Source organism: Ruminococcus sp. RTP21204st1_B2_RTP21204_210225, assembly GCF_040914135.1.
Classification (GTDB): domain Bacteria; phylum Bacillota; class Clostridia; order Oscillospirales; family Ruminococcaceae; genus Hominimerdicola; species Hominimerdicola aceti.
The window spans coordinates 1-15,551 of sequence record NZ_JBCPGA010000049.1; the positions used below are offsets into that span (position 1 = coordinate 1).

20 protein-coding genes and 1 pseudogene are annotated in these 15,551 nt (G+C 37.0%); 10 read left to right on the plus strand and 11 right to left on the minus strand.

Annotation, left to right across the window (positions count from 1 at the left end):
- From AB5123_RS12355 to AB5123_RS12390, 8 genes are all read right to left on the minus strand, one after another.
- Positions 1-398: recombinase family protein (locus tag AB5123_RS12355; RefSeq protein WP_368364895.1), on the minus strand; the 398-nt coding region annotated here is incomplete at its 3' end.
- A 71-nt stretch (positions 399-469) separates the two neighbouring features.
- A complete protein-coding gene (locus tag AB5123_RS12360) occupies positions 470-589 on the minus strand; it encodes a DUF3789 domain-containing protein (protein ID WP_081855899.1) in 120 nt (39 codons plus the stop codon).
- A gap of 12 nt (positions 590-601) precedes the next feature.
- Complete coding sequence (locus AB5123_RS12365) at positions 602-760, minus strand: hypothetical protein (RefSeq protein WP_158455032.1); 159 nt, start codon at positions 758-760, stop codon at positions 602-604.
- Complete coding sequence (locus AB5123_RS12370; RefSeq protein WP_038670434.1) at positions 753-1,100, minus strand: type II toxin-antitoxin system PemK/MazF family toxin; 348 nt, start codon at positions 1,098-1,100, stop codon at positions 753-755. The genes AB5123_RS12365 and AB5123_RS12370 overlap by 8 nt, the downstream gene beginning before the upstream one ends.
- Positions 1,081-1,317 carry a hypothetical protein gene (locus tag AB5123_RS12375; RefSeq protein ID WP_117859635.1) on the minus strand — a complete coding sequence of 79 codons (237 nt, stop codon included), beginning with the start codon at positions 1,315-1,317 and terminating at the stop codon, positions 1,081-1,083. The genes AB5123_RS12370 and AB5123_RS12375 overlap by 20 nt, the downstream gene beginning before the upstream one ends.
- A 458-nt stretch (positions 1,318-1,775) precedes the next feature.
- The gene (locus tag AB5123_RS12380; protein ID WP_117859636.1) at positions 1,776-2,210 is read right to left on the minus strand and encodes a sigma factor-like helix-turn-helix DNA-binding protein; all 435 of its coding nucleotides are present in this window, start codon (positions 2,208-2,210) and stop codon (positions 1,776-1,778) included.
- Positions 2,211-2,695: 485 nt separating this feature from the next.
- The gene (locus AB5123_RS12385) at positions 2,696-3,058 is read right to left on the minus strand and encodes a helix-turn-helix domain-containing protein (protein WP_022287130.1); all 363 of its coding nucleotides are present in this window, start codon (positions 3,056-3,058) and stop codon (positions 2,696-2,698) included.
- A gap of 326 nt (positions 3,059-3,384) precedes the next feature.
- Positions 3,385-3,780, minus strand: coding sequence for a helix-turn-helix domain-containing protein (locus AB5123_RS12390; RefSeq protein WP_022287132.1), 396 nt, complete (start codon positions 3,778-3,780; stop codon positions 3,385-3,387).
- Between the two features lie 167 nt (positions 3,781-3,947).
- Between AB5123_RS12390 and AB5123_RS12395 the strand changes: the two genes are divergently transcribed.
- The 10 genes from AB5123_RS12395 (at position 3,948) to AB5123_RS12440 (ending at position 13,101) form a co-directional block, all read left to right on the plus strand.
- Positions 3,948-4,676 carry a LytTR family DNA-binding domain-containing protein gene (locus tag AB5123_RS12395; RefSeq protein ID WP_022287133.1) on the plus strand — a complete coding sequence of 243 codons (729 nt, stop codon included), beginning with the start codon at positions 3,948-3,950 and terminating at the stop codon, positions 4,674-4,676.
- Positions 4,673-5,980 (plus strand): sensor histidine kinase, encoded by a 1,308-nt coding sequence (locus tag AB5123_RS12400; protein ID WP_022287134.1) that lies wholly within the window; start codon positions 4,673-4,675, stop codon positions 5,978-5,980. The genes AB5123_RS12395 and AB5123_RS12400 overlap by 4 nt, the downstream gene beginning before the upstream one ends.
- A 122-nt stretch (positions 5,981-6,102) precedes the next feature.
- Positions 6,103-6,678: an accessory gene regulator B family protein gene (locus AB5123_RS12405; protein ID WP_038670443.1), complete on the plus strand. Its 576-nt coding sequence runs from the start codon at positions 6,103-6,105 to the stop codon at positions 6,676-6,678.
- Position 6,679: 1 nt separating this feature from the next.
- On the plus strand, positions 6,680-6,814 hold the full coding sequence (locus AB5123_RS12410) for a hypothetical protein (RefSeq protein WP_260647650.1): 135 nt from the start codon (positions 6,680-6,682) through the stop codon (positions 6,812-6,814).
- Between the two features lie 263 nt (positions 6,815-7,077).
- The gene (locus AB5123_RS12415; protein ID WP_038670445.1) at positions 7,078-7,482 is read left to right on the plus strand and encodes a hypothetical protein; all 405 of its coding nucleotides are present in this window, start codon (positions 7,078-7,080) and stop codon (positions 7,480-7,482) included.
- A 206-nt stretch (positions 7,483-7,688) separates the two neighbouring features.
- Positions 7,689-8,834: a hypothetical protein gene (locus AB5123_RS12420; protein ID WP_302833701.1), complete on the plus strand. Its 1,146-nt coding sequence runs from the start codon at positions 7,689-7,691 to the stop codon at positions 8,832-8,834.
- A 197-nt stretch (positions 8,835-9,031) separates the two neighbouring features.
- Positions 9,032-10,159: an ABC transporter permease gene (locus tag AB5123_RS12425; protein ID WP_368364896.1), complete on the plus strand. Its 1,128-nt coding sequence runs from the start codon at positions 9,032-9,034 to the stop codon at positions 10,157-10,159.
- Positions 10,160-10,161: 2 nt separating this feature from the next.
- Complete coding sequence (locus tag AB5123_RS12430; RefSeq protein WP_038670449.1) at positions 10,162-10,833, plus strand: ABC transporter ATP-binding protein; 672 nt, start codon at positions 10,162-10,164, stop codon at positions 10,831-10,833.
- Between the two features lie 17 nt (positions 10,834-10,850).
- Positions 10,851-12,512: a mismatch repair ATPase (MutS family) gene (locus AB5123_RS12435; RefSeq protein WP_022287140.1), complete on the plus strand. Its 1,662-nt coding sequence runs from the start codon at positions 10,851-10,853 to the stop codon at positions 12,510-12,512.
- Positions 12,499-13,101, plus strand: a complete 603-nt coding sequence (locus AB5123_RS12440; RefSeq protein ID WP_038670458.1) for a hypothetical protein — start codon at positions 12,499-12,501, stop codon at positions 13,099-13,101. Before AB5123_RS12435 ends, AB5123_RS12440 begins: the two co-directional genes overlap by 14 nt.
- Positions 13,102-13,224: 123 nt before the next feature.
- Here the strand turns inward: AB5123_RS12440 and AB5123_RS12445 are convergent, their stop codons facing one another.
- The 3 genes and pseudogenes from AB5123_RS12445 to AB5123_RS12455 all read right to left on the minus strand — a co-directional run.
- Positions 13,225-13,539: a transposase gene (locus AB5123_RS12445; RefSeq protein WP_038670460.1), complete on the minus strand. Its 315-nt coding sequence runs from the start codon at positions 13,537-13,539 to the stop codon at positions 13,225-13,227.
- Between the two features lie 334 nt (positions 13,540-13,873).
- Positions 13,874-14,667 (minus strand): annotated as a pseudogene (locus tag AB5123_RS12450) (IS256 family transposase); the annotation flags it as partial.
- Between the two features lie 236 nt (positions 14,668-14,903).
- Positions 14,904-15,551: tetratricopeptide repeat protein (locus AB5123_RS12455; RefSeq protein ID WP_368364897.1), on the minus strand; the 648-nt coding region annotated here is incomplete at its 5' end.

Here is a 15,551-nt window from a genome sequence, read left to right on the forward strand (position 1 = left end):
AGTTTTGCGGTATCAATGTTTTCTTTCTCAAAGAATACTGTTATTCCAAGGCTTTTAAGCTCCCTTATATTTTTCAGACAATCCTTAGTGTTTCGGGCAAATCGGCTGATAGACTTTGTGTATATCCTGTCTATCTTACCTTTCCGACAGTCGCTTATCATTCGCTGAAACTCATCACGCTTGTCCTCACGAGTACCTGTTATTCCCTCATCTGCATATATGTCAACAAGCTGTTCTCTGTCAGACTTTTCGAAAGCTTTCTCGTAATATCTTGTCTGAGCCATAAAGGAATTAAGCTGATCTTCGCTGTTTGATGACACACGGCAGTATGCCGCACAGCGGAGCTTATGGTTTTGTTCTTCTGATATTGTCGGCTGTATTATCGTTACCGTTGTCATTTTCTCACCTCCGTTTTACCAACAATGATACCACAAATCTTTATGGAATGGTATCACTATACTTGATAAAATTACTTATCCGAATCTGTGCAGTTTTCACGTTTGTCGGCTTGTCCTGCGGTTATGCACAAAGCCATTGCAAATACGCCGACTGTACCGCCTATGATTAATCCGATAATAAATCCTAACATTTCAATTTCTCCTTAAGCTGCGTCTTTTGATGACGCAAATTCTTTGTATATATCTTCTGTATTTCTGTTGATGTAATTATGCTTTTCGCTTTCTTTAAGAAGTTTATCAAGCTTATCTGCGAATATCCTTGCCATAAAGTCGTTATACTCTGCCTGTCCGAACTTAGTCATCAAAATCCACTCCTATGCTTATTTTCATCGCTTTTTCTACTTTTTCCATAAGTTCAAGATCAACCGAACCCACATAATTTTTCAGACGATATCTGTCTATGGTCCGTATCTGCTCTGCAAGAACGATCGAATCTTTGGGCAATGCTTTTGAACCCTTGATATGGATATGCGTGGGAAGATGATTCTTTTGGGCTGTGGACAGCGGAAGAACCACGAGGGTGGGGCTGTACTTGTTTCCCACATTATTCTGCACTATCAGCACAGGCCGTATACCTCCTTGTTCCGAACCGACAACGGGATCAAGGTCTGCGTAAAAGATATCACCTCGTTTGATCAGCATTTTCCTTCACCTTTTTCTTTAGAGTTTCAAAAACTTTCTTATTCCTTATACAGCTATGAAACGGACAGAACAGCACATTTGTATCTCTGACATACCACACACAGCCGCAGCATAAATGTTTTTTCGATAATCTGATTGTAGGAGCAGGAATATATACTCCCAATTTATTATATTCGTACTGAAAATCTGATTTTTCAGGCTTAACTTTTTCGCTCATATATCAGCCTCCTGACCTTTGTTAATTTATATGTAACAGGCGGTCTGCAAAAGTGTGCAAACCGCCTTATATTCGTTTTGCCTTCGTCTGATTCGTAAATTTCAGACGATTTTCCGTGATATTTATCCTCGATATCCGTCACGGCGGAACTCTGCAAGCGACCGACAGCTTATCGGTCTCATGGGCATTTCACCCGCTATTTTAGCCCCTACTGGGAAGTATCATTATCCTCACACGTTTCATCGCCTTTTCGGAAAGCTGTTCCGAATTTTGAAACGTCATATTTATCGCTCATCCTTTCGGAGTCTTGGCGTATGGTTTCTTTGGCTGCCGAGATTTCATACCGGCCGTGTGATCAACGTACTTGCAGAGTTGATATTCTATTGTCAAGTTACTTGGAGCTTTTATTCTCCTTACACTTGTATAGGGGTAGAAGTCTGGTATTTAACAACCGTTTTTTATTGTGATTTCAAAAGTTTGTTAAGCTTGCACAAAATCCTACGTTTCTTTTTGTTAATGTTTTGCTGAGTGGTATGTAGAAAACAAGCGACCTCGTTTTCCGTCTTATTTTCAAAATATATTGCAAAGATCAACCTTCGTTCATCATCAGAAAGTTCATTCAGACAACTATACAGCTTTTCAAATTTAATATTCTGTATCACTCTTCTTTCGACGTCGTCATTTTCTGTTCGGAACTCCTGAAAGTTTTCAAGTTCTCCGTTAATGTTTCCTTTCAATGCAGAGAACTGGATCTCGTGCTTATAGAACGATTTATTGTTGTCATCAATATTCCATTGGGTTCTATTGTAATATGTGCGGATCTTTTCGCTTACTTCAATTTCAACGTATCTTTTGGTTATGGTGTCATAAACACTTACTATGTTTTTGCTCATTTTTTATTCCTCCGTTTTGATTTTCTTGTTCTGAATCAAAACGAAGGCTTATGGATATTTGGCTATGTATTGCTGCCAGTATTTAAAAATGGGCATAAAAAAACTCCATTTCTGCTCTTAAAGCAAAAATGGAGTTAACAAAAATAAAAAAATAGAAACCGACACTAGCTTTAAAAGCTACTTGTCAGGCTTCTACTCCGATTTTAAACAAACGTGTGATGCTTGTACTAAGTAATTAATATTATTTAATGGTTTTAACGTTATTGTTTCTCGGCATTTCCAACACTTGATCATAACTGCAAAGTTTGTACCGAAATAACTATTCTCGCCTTTTCCTGTTATTACATCAAAAAGTCTGCCACCACATATTGGGCAGCGTATATGATGTATATTATCTATTGTCAATCTATCAATCCTCCGACGTTTAGCTGGTAAGCTAAACTGATGCTAAATAAATTTGCGGCATAAACCGCAAAATTATTTGTTCATTTTTGAAGTTGGTCTATGAAATCAAGCCAATCTTTTTCTGTTGCACTATTTTCCTGTGCTTTACGAATCGCTTTTGTTACAATATTATTGCTCTTTAGATATGTAATAATGTCCGGACTAATTGTATCATTTGATGCTGCATAGAGATCATATATTTTATGTGTTTCCGCTTCGTCCAAGTGCAATTTATTAATCATTCGGTCAAGCACTTCAATAGTTGGATTGCTTCTTGCTCCGCTTTCAAGTTGACTGAGATATGCTGTAGATATCCCAATCTGTCTTGCGAGTTCTTGCTTGGTCATAGAGTGTTGTATTCGTTTCTCGGATATGAACTGACCGAATCTGAGTTTGTCAGTCATGTTTTGTGTTCTTTACTGAACTACGATTTTAAAAACAGAAACACCTGCAAAATCGTACAATTCAGTATATTGATCAAAATTTTTTACATTTGAAGCTCTCCAAGCATTTATAGTCATAAAAATTCTCCTTATTAAATTTCATATGATGCATGAGTCTTATTTAATTATACGTTTTACATTATCGATGTCAACAAAATTGGCATAAGGTGAAGATGTTTAGCACGAAATGCAAAGATCAGAAAACTAACATAATATGCTTGACCTTGTTGTTTTATTATGGTAAAATAAAAAAGAACCCTGATACAAATTCAGAGTTCTAAATTGAATTATTTTTTTGACTTTCCTATAACCTCAATGAAATACGCTAAATGCTCACGTTCTGCGTTGTCCATCTTTGCCATTATTTCTACAGCGTCGCCTATAGTCATTTTATTTGTTAGCTTTATTGCATAAGTGTCATTAAGATTTGTCCTGCTTGCACTTTTGCCGAGAATATAATCTGTAGTAACGTTATAAAAGTCGGCAAGTCGATACACAACTTCTGTAGGTGGGACAGTTAATCCTTTTTCATAGTGAGAAATCGTGCTAGGAGAAAGATGAAGATGTTTTGCTATATCTGTTTGTGTTAGAAAGTTTAGCTCTCGCAGATTGATCAATGTTTTAGCTATAATGCGTTTTTGCTTTTCGCCAAAAACATTTGAACTTTTTACTTGCTTTTTCATAATATATGCTCCGCCTCTCTTTCCGGTTCCAACACTTTTATTATAGTATAAATATAGTCCAAAGTCATAAATCTGTATTATTTATAAAAATCAGCGAATTTTGTCGTAAAATTATATCACAAATACAATTGTTGTGATTTATACTACATTTTAAGGAGGAAATACATATGCTCAGAGTGGCAATATGTGATGATAATAACGTATTTGTTAATAAAATGTCACAAGCTGTAAAATCTGAATTTACAAGGCAGAATAATGAAGATATTGAGTTAGAGACCTATGTTTCAAGCGAATTAATGTTCCAGCACCACTTAATAAAGCCATTTGATGTGATTTTTCTCGATATTGATATGCCGGAGCTCGACGGATTTCAATTAGCGGCTAAGATTTCAAGTTCAAACGACTGTTACATAATTTTTGTTACCAATCATCCTGAACTGGTTTATGATAGTCTTTATTTCCGACCACTGAATTTTATAACCAAAAGCAATGATTCTTTTTTCACAGAAAAACTACATAGTGTGGTTAATCAGCTCTTCAATGAAATGAAGCAAAACACAATTATTATTTTGGAAAATAAAGAAGTCGGAAGAGTTCCGCTGCAAATAAAGAGCATTTATTATATTGAGAGCAGTAAACATTATGTTATCTATCATTCAGAACATAACGAACCGATAAAGATCAGAGGTAATATTGGTGAATTGGAGATTCATTTTTCTCAATATGATTTTGCTCGGATACACAAGAGTTTTCTAGTTAATCTTCGTCACATTTTTAATATAGATAGAAATAAAGACGAGATAATTTTTAAGCAAGGCTTTAGATTAAATATGAGTAAAAACTACAAACAAACTGTTGATGAGAAATTAACACAGTATTTGAGGAAGACAAAATGAAGAACTTGCTATGGAAATGCTTTGAGCTTGTGATTAATTATTATCAGGGCTTTATTATGACATGGTTTGTGTATAGATTTCTAAATCCTAAATCTCTCAAACAGGCAAAAACATTTCTTTCGATTTTTAGTATCATATTTGGAACAACCATAACCCTGTTAAATCACATCACTTTATATGAGGGATTTACAAGTACTTTATATTTAGTTATATTGTTGGTATATGCCATTATTGCCTTTAACGACAGTATTATTAAAAAACTACTATCAACGATCATTCCCAATATTATTCTGCTGCTTATCACTTCTGTTGAACTTAATTTATTATCATCTCTAAATAGAATAAGCGTCAAGGACTTGATTACAAATGATAATAGCGTAAGATTCATGACTTTGATTGTAATCCAGATTTCTCTTTGGATCTCCTTGAAAATTATAATCAAGCTGTTCAAATTCTCTGACAGTTATACAATATCAGATTGGTCTCCGATTATCACAGTATTAATATCTTCCTTTATTCTAGTATCACTTCTCCATGTACTTTCACTCAATGCGGATGATACGCAAAGAATATACATCAATTTATCATACCTGGTTATCATTATACTGAATTTCCTAATGTTTTACGTTATTTATTCACTCTTCTTCAAGAATGCTCAGATAAAGAATATGAAGGTACTATCCGTAAAAGAACAGTATATGGAACAGTATGTTAATAATGCGGAGACTCAATACGAGCTGATCAGAAAAATAAGGCACGATATAAAGGATCAACTTACCACCGTTTATGAATTGCTCACAAGTGGCAAAACCGAAGATGCTTTGGAATTTATTGAACAATCCAACGGCATTGTTAAAGCTACAATGACATTTGTTCAAACCAATAATCCAGTTGCAAATGCAATAATCAACTCTAAATTGTCTACTGCATCAACTTTAGGAATAAAGGTGTCATGTATTACGGTAAATGACTTTGTAGGTATCAATGAGCTTGATCTATGTGACTTATTGAGCAATACTTTGGAAAATGCGATCACAGCCTGTGAAGCTATGCCGCCAGATTTAAACAAGTTTATCTATTTGGAAATCAGTAAAGAAAACAACATTTATACATTTATAGTGAAAAATTCTCTAGATAAGTCTGTTATTAGCGAAAATCCAAAATTAAAAACCACAAAGAAAGATATCATAAACCATGGACTTGGCACTTCTATTATTAGGGACATAGTAAATAAATACAGTGGAAGATATGATTACTATGAAATTGACAATGCTTTCTGCTGCTCTATAATCTTAGAAACTTAACTCATATGATAGCTCGGCTTATGCCGAGTTATTTTTTTGTGCCTGAAAACTGCACAATATGCCAAAACGCTTGACGAAAGATATTTTATATTGTAAAATTCAAAAAAAGCAAGGTGAAAATTATGAATTACTTGGTATCTCAGATTGTTAATTTTATTACGGAACAAGATGTAATCAGTGATGAATCAGATGTACAAGACTTTTATAGATATGGAATAGAAATAAGTATTTCATCGTTACTTAACATAGTTCTTGTTGTAATAGCAGGTATCCTTATTCATCATATAATCGAAAGTATTGTTTTTCTTACACTATTTATACTTATCAGATCATTCACCGGAGGCTATCATGCCGACACATACTTTAGGTGCAATCTATTGATGTGTACTACATTCATATTAACCGCTTTAGCCAATAGTATATTTTCTAATAAATTCTCCCTATTGATTATTATTGTTTTAATCTGTGTTACTGAACTGATAGTTTCTATCTTGGGTCCTATAGAGAATAAGAATAAACCAATTGATGATTCGAAAAGAATAAAGCTTAAAATAATAGGGATAGTTATAACTTTAATAATTAATTGTACCGGATTGTTTCTTTCGAGAAGTTATCTAGGTACAATGATTATATTAACAACTTTTTTAATTGCCTTGCTCATGATTGCAGCAAAGATTAAAGAGAGAGGAAGTGATTAATGTGAAAAGTTTAAAAAAACTACTAGCTGAAATGATTCAGAAGATTGCAAAACATACAGCAATTTTGGCTTGTGGAGCAGCTTCGGCATACGGTGGATATCAGACTAAAGAGCCAAAGAACATCTACAAGAGATAAGCATCAAAAAACACAATTCAAAAGATTGGCATATTCGACTATTACGATCTACACTAGTATAGTTTTGAGCTGAATTAATCATTTTGTGCAGGAAGAAGATTGATTCAAAGGTTTTCAAAGTACTGTAATACTTGTCATAGCAAGTATAGAAATTGTCTTTTACTTTGCTTAAAGATGGTTTTTTTAGAATACAGACTTTAGGTCGGGAGTATTGCGTTTGTCTTATGATGAAAGCAATAAAAAATTTCAAGGAGGTTTTCAATATGAAACTTAAGAAGAAAATTGCGGCTATGGGTGCTGCTGTTATGATAATGGCTTCTATGAGTGCTATAGGTGCTAGTGCGTATCAAGCATCATATGAGGATAGTTATCGAATTATACTTGCATATACGTCTTATACTCCAAGCGAGACAGATTCAGTGGGAACGGTAACGAATCTTTCAACTACAAAAACAAATTACTCTGTACAGTCAACCCTTTATTACAAGACTTCTGCAGCAAAAATCGGTTCTTATACTCCTTCTGGATGGAAAAAAGGTACGCTGTCCAAAGGTCAGCTTTTGAAAGCAACAACAACCCATAACCGTAATACTAGTTATAAGTATTCTGCCAGAACTCTAGTCATGAAAGATAATAGAGTTTTTAAGGATATTCAGTCTGATTACTAATATATAACCCTGAGGAGCTAAAGCTCCTGCGGCAAGCTTGCTTCGTCGCAGCCGATGAAAAGCTACGCTTACATCGGGCTTTGCTCCGAATTAAATATGCATTAAAGAAATTTTAATAAAAATCAATTGAACATTTTACAAAGGCAATGCATTATCTGAATAACATCAGATAATGTATTGCCTTAATGGGTTTGAAGGAGGAAAGAATGTACACGCTGAAAAATCTTAGAAATATGATGAAAAATCATACCGGTATGCTGGTTCTACTTGTGATTTCTATGTTTGTTTCATTCGGGGTTTTGTTTTTCGGTGTTGGATTGTACTATCAGTACAGCAAAAATATTGAGGACGGCGAAATTGACAGCTATGCTGTCGGTTTTTCCATAAATGACATTATTACAAAAAAAAATTTTTGTGAGTTTGTGAAGAATATGCCGAATAAGCTTATGGGTGATGTTTCATATATTACCTGTTTTTCGTCCACGCATGTAAGCGGAATTGATGAGGAAATACCTGTCGCATTCTATCTTCAGTATTCTGAAGGAAAATTTGAATATTCCGATAAAGTATTTCAGCCAATGATTGATGACCTTGTAATTAAGGACGGCAGTTTTTTCACGCAGGAGCAATATTCAAACGGAGAAAAAAAGGCTGTTGTAATGGGCAGCGGAAATGTAAATCAGCCGACTTCAGCACCCGAATATACAAATTCGGTTACAGCATTCGGTCAGAGCTATGATGTTATCGGCACAATAAACCCTGCTAACAGCAGCTATTTTTTTTACAGTATCTATGTTCCGTTCAGCTCAGTCCCCGACGATACAATTATGAACGACGGGGTTTATCTTGCACTCAACAATAAAATCACTAAATCTGAATATGATGATTTTACCGCATATATCAGCGAATTTTTCAAAGATAAAATCACTCTTTATGAACCGGCATTCGACTTGGCATCAAACACTTCCTACTACATAACAGTTGTACTGATTTCGGTAATCATTGCCATTCTTTCGGCATTGAACATTTCCATTCTGTATAATTACATCATTATCAGCAGAACAAGACAACTGACCATTATGCGTATCTGCGGAGGGTTAACCTCAAATCTGAGCATATCAACCGCAAATGAGATTATTCTTATTATGCTTCCTGTAAGCATTATTTCAGCTTTGTGCTATGATAAATTTATTCTTACTGTACTTTCAGCTAAATTTCCGCTTATGAAAGCTGCATATAATCCATATGTTTACGCAGAAATAATTTTGATTTACTCTGCAATATCGTATCTTCTTAATCTGTTTTTGCTTCATCATAATCTCGGCAAAAAAATTAAGGAGGGATTGAAATGAGAATTAAGTTATACGGCAGGGTTATCGGTATATTCCTGAAAAAGCACTCGTTTATCAATGTTTTAATAAGCCTCCAGCTGATTGCTGTTTTTGTTATCGGAATAATTATGACATCGATAATAGACGAAAAGGCTTCCTCATATGAGGCTGTCAAACCGCTGCTTAATGGCGAGGGATTGTATTGTGGTGGATATTTTTTGAAAGATAATGAAAATGGCGGACTTTTGGAAAACACAGATGAAATCAAAACTCAGCTGAAAGATGTTGATTTTATCTCGTCTGTAAACTTTGCGTCCCTGCAAACAGGCGTTGATACACAAACTAACGAGGTTAAGACCGCATATGCACTTGTATATGATGATTATTCTGCAAATCTTTTTCGCCCGACAATAGAAAAAGGTTCGTGGATAACTGATTCCAAGCAATCCGATGATATACCGCAGGCTGTAATTACCCGAAATTATCAAGGCTATAATGTTAATGATATTGCTGAATTTGAAACTGAAAATGGAACGTTGAAGGTCAGAATAATCGGTGTAATTGGTGATAATGAAAAATACCTTGGAGCAAACTCGGAATATGAATCAAATGAACCATCCTATCAGTTAATGCTTTCTACACATTTCAACTGTCTGAATGACCAGCTTAAAAACAAAGGCTTTACAAACGAGGAGATTGCTTTGAAACTCGAATCTCTTGGGTATTCAGCGGACAGCATTGTATATAATGAACCTGTATTGTTTTTTACAGATAAGGAGTGGAATAAAACCGATTTGGATTCAGTAATGTCAGACTCCCTTTTTATAAAGTACAACCGGAATATTTCCGATGATGAAAAGCTTTACAACAGAAAATATATCAACGAGAATCTTTCTGTATTATCATTTGCGATACAGTTTTCTCAGTTGAACAACAACAGTCAGACCATTGTTTATAGAGAGTTGTACACATTGATGCCAATAATGTGTGCAATATACCTGCTTGTACTGATTGCGTCAGTGAGCGTTAATGCGATTAACTGCAAAAATAATATGAGAAACGAAGCCATACTGTATTTGGGTGGTGCAAAAAGAAAACAGTTGCTTACAATCAATGTAATTTACAATGGGCTGATTTGCATTGTGTCTTTGATAATTTCAATAGCAGGATCGTTGATTTTCTACAAGGCAGGATTGTTCAGCAAAACAGTAATTACATTGGGCTGGAAACAGATCACCATTTGCCTGATTGTGTGTGCTGTATATATCTTGGTATCCTGTATCATTTCCTGCATTATCCTCACACCAAAGGCTTTGAAAAAAGCAATAATATTATCGGAGGAATAGTAATGGTAAAACTTAATAACATAGTAAAAATATATAATTCAAAGAAAGCCAACGAATTCAAGGCTCTCCACGGTGTTTCGGCAGAAATTCGGGACGGTGAGCTTATTGCGATTATCGGAAAATCGGGTGCAGGAAAATCAACGCTTCTGCATATTTTAGCCTGCATTGACAACTATCAGGAGGGCGAATACTACATTGATGATGTGCTTGTGAAAGACCTTTCCGAAAGTCAGTATGCAAAAATCAGAAACGAGAAAATCGGGATGGTTATGCAGGATTTTGCACTGGTTGAGGATTTCACGGCACTGGAAAACGTGATGATACCGCTGAATTTTTCCAAAAAGAAAGTCAGTGACAAGAAAGAAAAAGCCCTTGCGGCACTGAAATCGGTAGGCATTGAGGAGCTTGCCAAAAAGCTATGCAGCAAACTTTCGGGCGGACAGAAGCAGCGTGTGGCAATTGCCAGAGCGATAGTCAATGAACCGTCAATGATTTTGGCGGACGAACCGACGGGAGCGCTGGACACAAAGACTTCCGCTGAGATTATGGAGCTTTTCAAGTCCCTGAACAAACAGGGCAGGACGGTTGTTATAGTTACCCACGACCCGAAGATTGCGGAGCAATGCGGCAGGGTTATTGAGATTAGTGACGGGAATATTGTTACAGCAAAATAAATTGTGGAGTGAAAACAATGAAAATTACCGATTATGTAGATCTGTTCTATCCGTCGGCGGAGGCTGAGGAGTATGCAAAAAAGCGGCAGAAAAAATATGAAAATTATCCGCAGGATTTTATGGTCAATCTTGAAACGGATAACATAGCAAAACTTATTGCACCTATGAATTTTGCTGTCGCAACATCTAAAATGAAAGAGTTTACAGATGACATTGAAACCCTTGATTACAGGCTGGATTGTCTTGAGGACTTTATGAATGTCCCCGAACTTAACGGAAGATTTCGACAGCTGATAAATGAACTCGCAGGAAACAGAATTGACTTTTCAGATGTTGATTGTGTCAACTCGTTTATGCAGATTAAGACCCATATGGACAGCCTTGAAGAATTTCTCGGCTGCATTGAAAACATCAACAGGTTCTTTGCAAAGTATAATCACGCAATTAAGTCGGTAGCGGTAAAAAGGCTTGCACAGTTTTTTGAAAAACTGCCAAAAAGCGAGAACATTTTCGAAATAGCATACAGCATTTCACAGCTGAAAGATACCTTTTCAAAAACCATACGGAGCGTAAAAATCGGTGTTAATTTTGATTCGGCTATGAATCCCGACAGTGCAGGACTGCTTGAAATCGGATATGACAAAATTTATCCCAAGGGAAATATTCTTGAAAAGCTTGTGTTCAAAAGTTTTGCAGGCAGAGAGCAGTTTATTGGCGAGGAGCATTTCAACTCGGCAACAAGGCACACTCCTATTGATATAGACACTGCCCTTTTCCGTGAACTGAGCAAATACACAAAGGAGTTCGCCCTGCGGATTGCCGCAGCACTTAAAAGCTATCGTTCCTCGGTTTTTTCAGACCTTTCGGAGCTGGAATCACAGCTTGACTTCTATGGCGGAGCGGCACAGTTTATATCAAGTGTTAGGGCAAGGGGAATGAAAATGTGCCGACCGAAATTTCTCCCCTCTGAGAAGCGTGTTACAAGGCTGAAAAACGTCTTTGACCTCAACTTCTACAGGCAGCTTGTTACGCAAAATCCGCAGGAAATTCTGACCGAAAAAATTGTTGCAAACGATATTGATATGTCAGATTACGCACGGTTTTATATGGTGACGGGAGCAAACAACGGCGGAAAAACCACTTTCGCAAGAGCGGTGGGAGTATGTCATTTAATGGCACAAATGGGATTGTACGTTCCTGCGGAAAGTGCAGAGATTTCCCCTGCCGATTACATATTCACCCATTTTCCAAAGGAAGAAGCTGTCGGAATAAATTCAAGCCGATTTACCACGGAAATCAAGGAGCTGAAAAAAATCTGCGAATATATGACCGACAGAAGTCTTGTTATTCTCAACGAATCCATTCAGTCAACCACGCCAGTTGAGTGCTTAAACATTGCAAAAATTCATCTTGAAATTATAGCGGCAGTGGGGGTAAGGGGATTTTATGTCACTCATCTAACAGAACTTTACAATGAAATTCAGCGGATAAACAACAAAAACTATCCCACAAAGGTGGGAAGTCTGGTATCCTGCACAGACAGTGAGGGCAAGCGTATGTACAAGATGAAAGCCGCAAAGCCGCCTATTGAAAGTCTTGCATACACGGTTTACGAAAAATTCGGAGCAAAGCTTGAAGACGTACTTGCAAAGTCGGGTGATAAGAATGGACAAGCGTGAAAACCTTTTGCAGTTTCTTGATTACGGTGGAAACGAGCTGTTTTCAAGCCTTATGGAAAGTGACAGCGACAGACCGCAGGCGTTGGACAGAATGTGCATTTTGCTTCGCAAGGCTGTGATTTTCGGGAAACTGAAAGGCAGAGCTGCGGCATACCAATATATGATTTCAAAGGCAAACCAAATGGGATTTATAAAGTCAAAAAAAATACATGCCTACAGGCTGACAGCTGCCGAACGGGAGCGGATTACAGAAAAAGTCTGCAAGTCAACAGGTGCGAAATATTTTTTCAAAAAGTATGGAAAGAACGTGATAATTTATTCTGCACTGCTTGGGGCGGCTGTGATTTTGGTTGTGCTGATATATAATTATATGCACTCGGAAAAATATCTGAAAAGAATGTACCAGGCGGCTGAGGAAACTGTAATTATAGAGTCGGCATACAAAACCGATTACGGCATAAAGCTTACCATACACAACAATTCACTTGCGGACTATTACATCTGCGATTTGCCGACCTTGAAATATACTGACGAATATGATGACCGGGCAATCGGAACATATTATCATTGTAAAAATGCAAAACTTTAAGATTGTGTTATATACAAGTTTGACAAAAAATGACCTGATTCTAAATTCTGTATAGCTGCGGAATGGCATATCAAAATTAAAGAGCAAATCTATTTGATGAGATCGTCGAAACCACCGTCGGTCTTATCTGCATATTTTCATAAAAGTATTCTGTGCAAGATACAGCATTTTGAACAGTCTCTCATCGGTTGGAAATAACGACTTTGTTTTGGTGACCTTTCGCAGCTTACTGTTAATTCCCTCAATCGCATTGGTAGTGTAAGTCAGCTTTCTCAGTTCCTGCAGAAACTTGAAGTAAGTGCTTAGATTCGCCCGATTTTCATACCATGACTTTGAAATCTTTGGATACTTCTTGTCCCATATTGATGCAAATTCGTCAATGGCATCATGCGCAGAAGGCACATCAACAGCGGGATAAACACATTTTAAATCAGCCATAAGTTCTTTCTGACACGCTCAGACCTAAATATTGCGGATATGCTCTTCAATGTCAGCAGTTGACACACCTTTTGCGTAACATTGAGATGATTTTATTCTCCATGTCCGAAGAAATTTTGGGCTGATTTTTCCAAATAAGCTGCAGCTCTGGCCCTGCGAAAAAATCTCTGTAAATTCAACAACAGTGATAAAAAACGATATTGTGGAGCGGCTTGAAAAACAGCCGCTCATTTTTTTACAGTATACAATAAATACCGTAATTTGTCAAGGTTCTTCAACAGTCAGTCTGCTGGAATGGAGCGTAGCGGAATGGAAGCAGACTGACTGTGCCGGCTCAGCTTAGCCTGTCGAGATACATGATCTCCAGCTCGCCAAGAACTATGCCCCAGTTTCTCAGCGGTATAGTCCATTTTTTCGCTATTTCATGCGTTGCAAGATACAGTACCTTCAGGAGCGCCGTATCGCTCGGAAATACGCTTCTCTGCTTGTTCAGACGACGATAGCCGCTGTTAAGGCTTTCGATCGCAATGGTGGTGTAAATGACCTTTCTCACATCAGCGGAAAACTTGAAGATCGGTGAGATCACATCCCAGTTTTTGTACCAGCTCTTCATGGCGTTTGGATAATCTTTCTCCCACTTCTCCGTCACACGCTCAAGCTGTTCAAGCGCAGCGTCCTCAGACGGTGCGTGATAAATGGTTTTCAAATCGTTGGAAAATTCTTTCTTGTTTTTTGCACCAACATATTTCAGCGTGTTTCTTACTTGATGAACGATACAACGCTGTAATTCTGTCTGTGGAAATGCCGTATTTACGGCTTCTTTCATACCCGAAAGACCATCGGCACATATCACGAGGACATCCTTTACGCCGCGATTTTTCAGCTCATTCAGGACTCCAAGCCAATATTTTGCACTTTCGTTTTCTCCGATATGTATGGATAAAACTTCCTTGTGACCTGTCAAACTTACTGCAAGGATTACATATGCTGCAAGTTTTTTATCTGTCCGTTTTCTCGTACAGAAAAATGTACAGCATCAATAAATACAATGAGATAAACCTCGCCCAGAGGACGTTTCTGCCAGTCCTCTATCTGCGGAAGAAGGCGGTCTGTGATATCGGATATCATACTCCTCGATCAGCTCTGCGATGATATTCTTCTTCCCCTCGCTCATTGGTTCTCTTTTTCTTCTTGCCATAAAAAATCAGCCTCCTGTGTTATTTATATTTTACCATAGTTGACTGCGTTTTTACAGACTTTTTTTCGGTGGGTCTCAGCTCTTTTATTATACACTACTTTGGAGATTTACACAACATATGGGAGAAAACCTATCTTTTCTTTGAATATAGCTTTTAAGATATTTCTTAGTTAGTCATATTTTGTTCTTCTCTGATGCCAATTCCTGACTTTCTCTTTTGTATCATTTTTCTGAGCTTTCTATCAGTTTGTATTTTTAAAGAACACTGCTTCTGCGAATAATTATCCTCAATACAGCGACTTAAATTCACAAACAATCCCATAACAGTATTTCTAAGCAGCATATTTTCAAAATCATCAATATTGTTAAGCATATTCTGAACGTACTCATTACCATCATGTGCGGACTTTGTGAGCCACTCCACAGCCTTTTCCTTATCCTTTTCAAGTTCATCTGCTCCGAAAAGATAAAGCCTGCCGAGCTGATAGCTTGACCACATATTCTTATCTGCGGATTTTTCAAAGTAGTCAACAGCTTTTTGAACATCATACTTTTCTTTTTGCAGATAAAGCTTGCCAAGTGCATACTGTGTGAATTCGTTATCCTCAGCTAAAAGCAAGTATTTCTCGGCTTTATCCAAGTCCTGCAATACGATCTCGCCCTTGAAATATATCTTGCCGAGCTTGTAACAGGCACAAGTATCTCCGCTGTCAGCACACTCTGTAAGCATAGCGAGTCCTTTGTCGATGTCTTGATCTAAATGCTCACCCGAAATAAGTTCAAGGGCAAGAAAACGTTTTGCATTGATATTCTC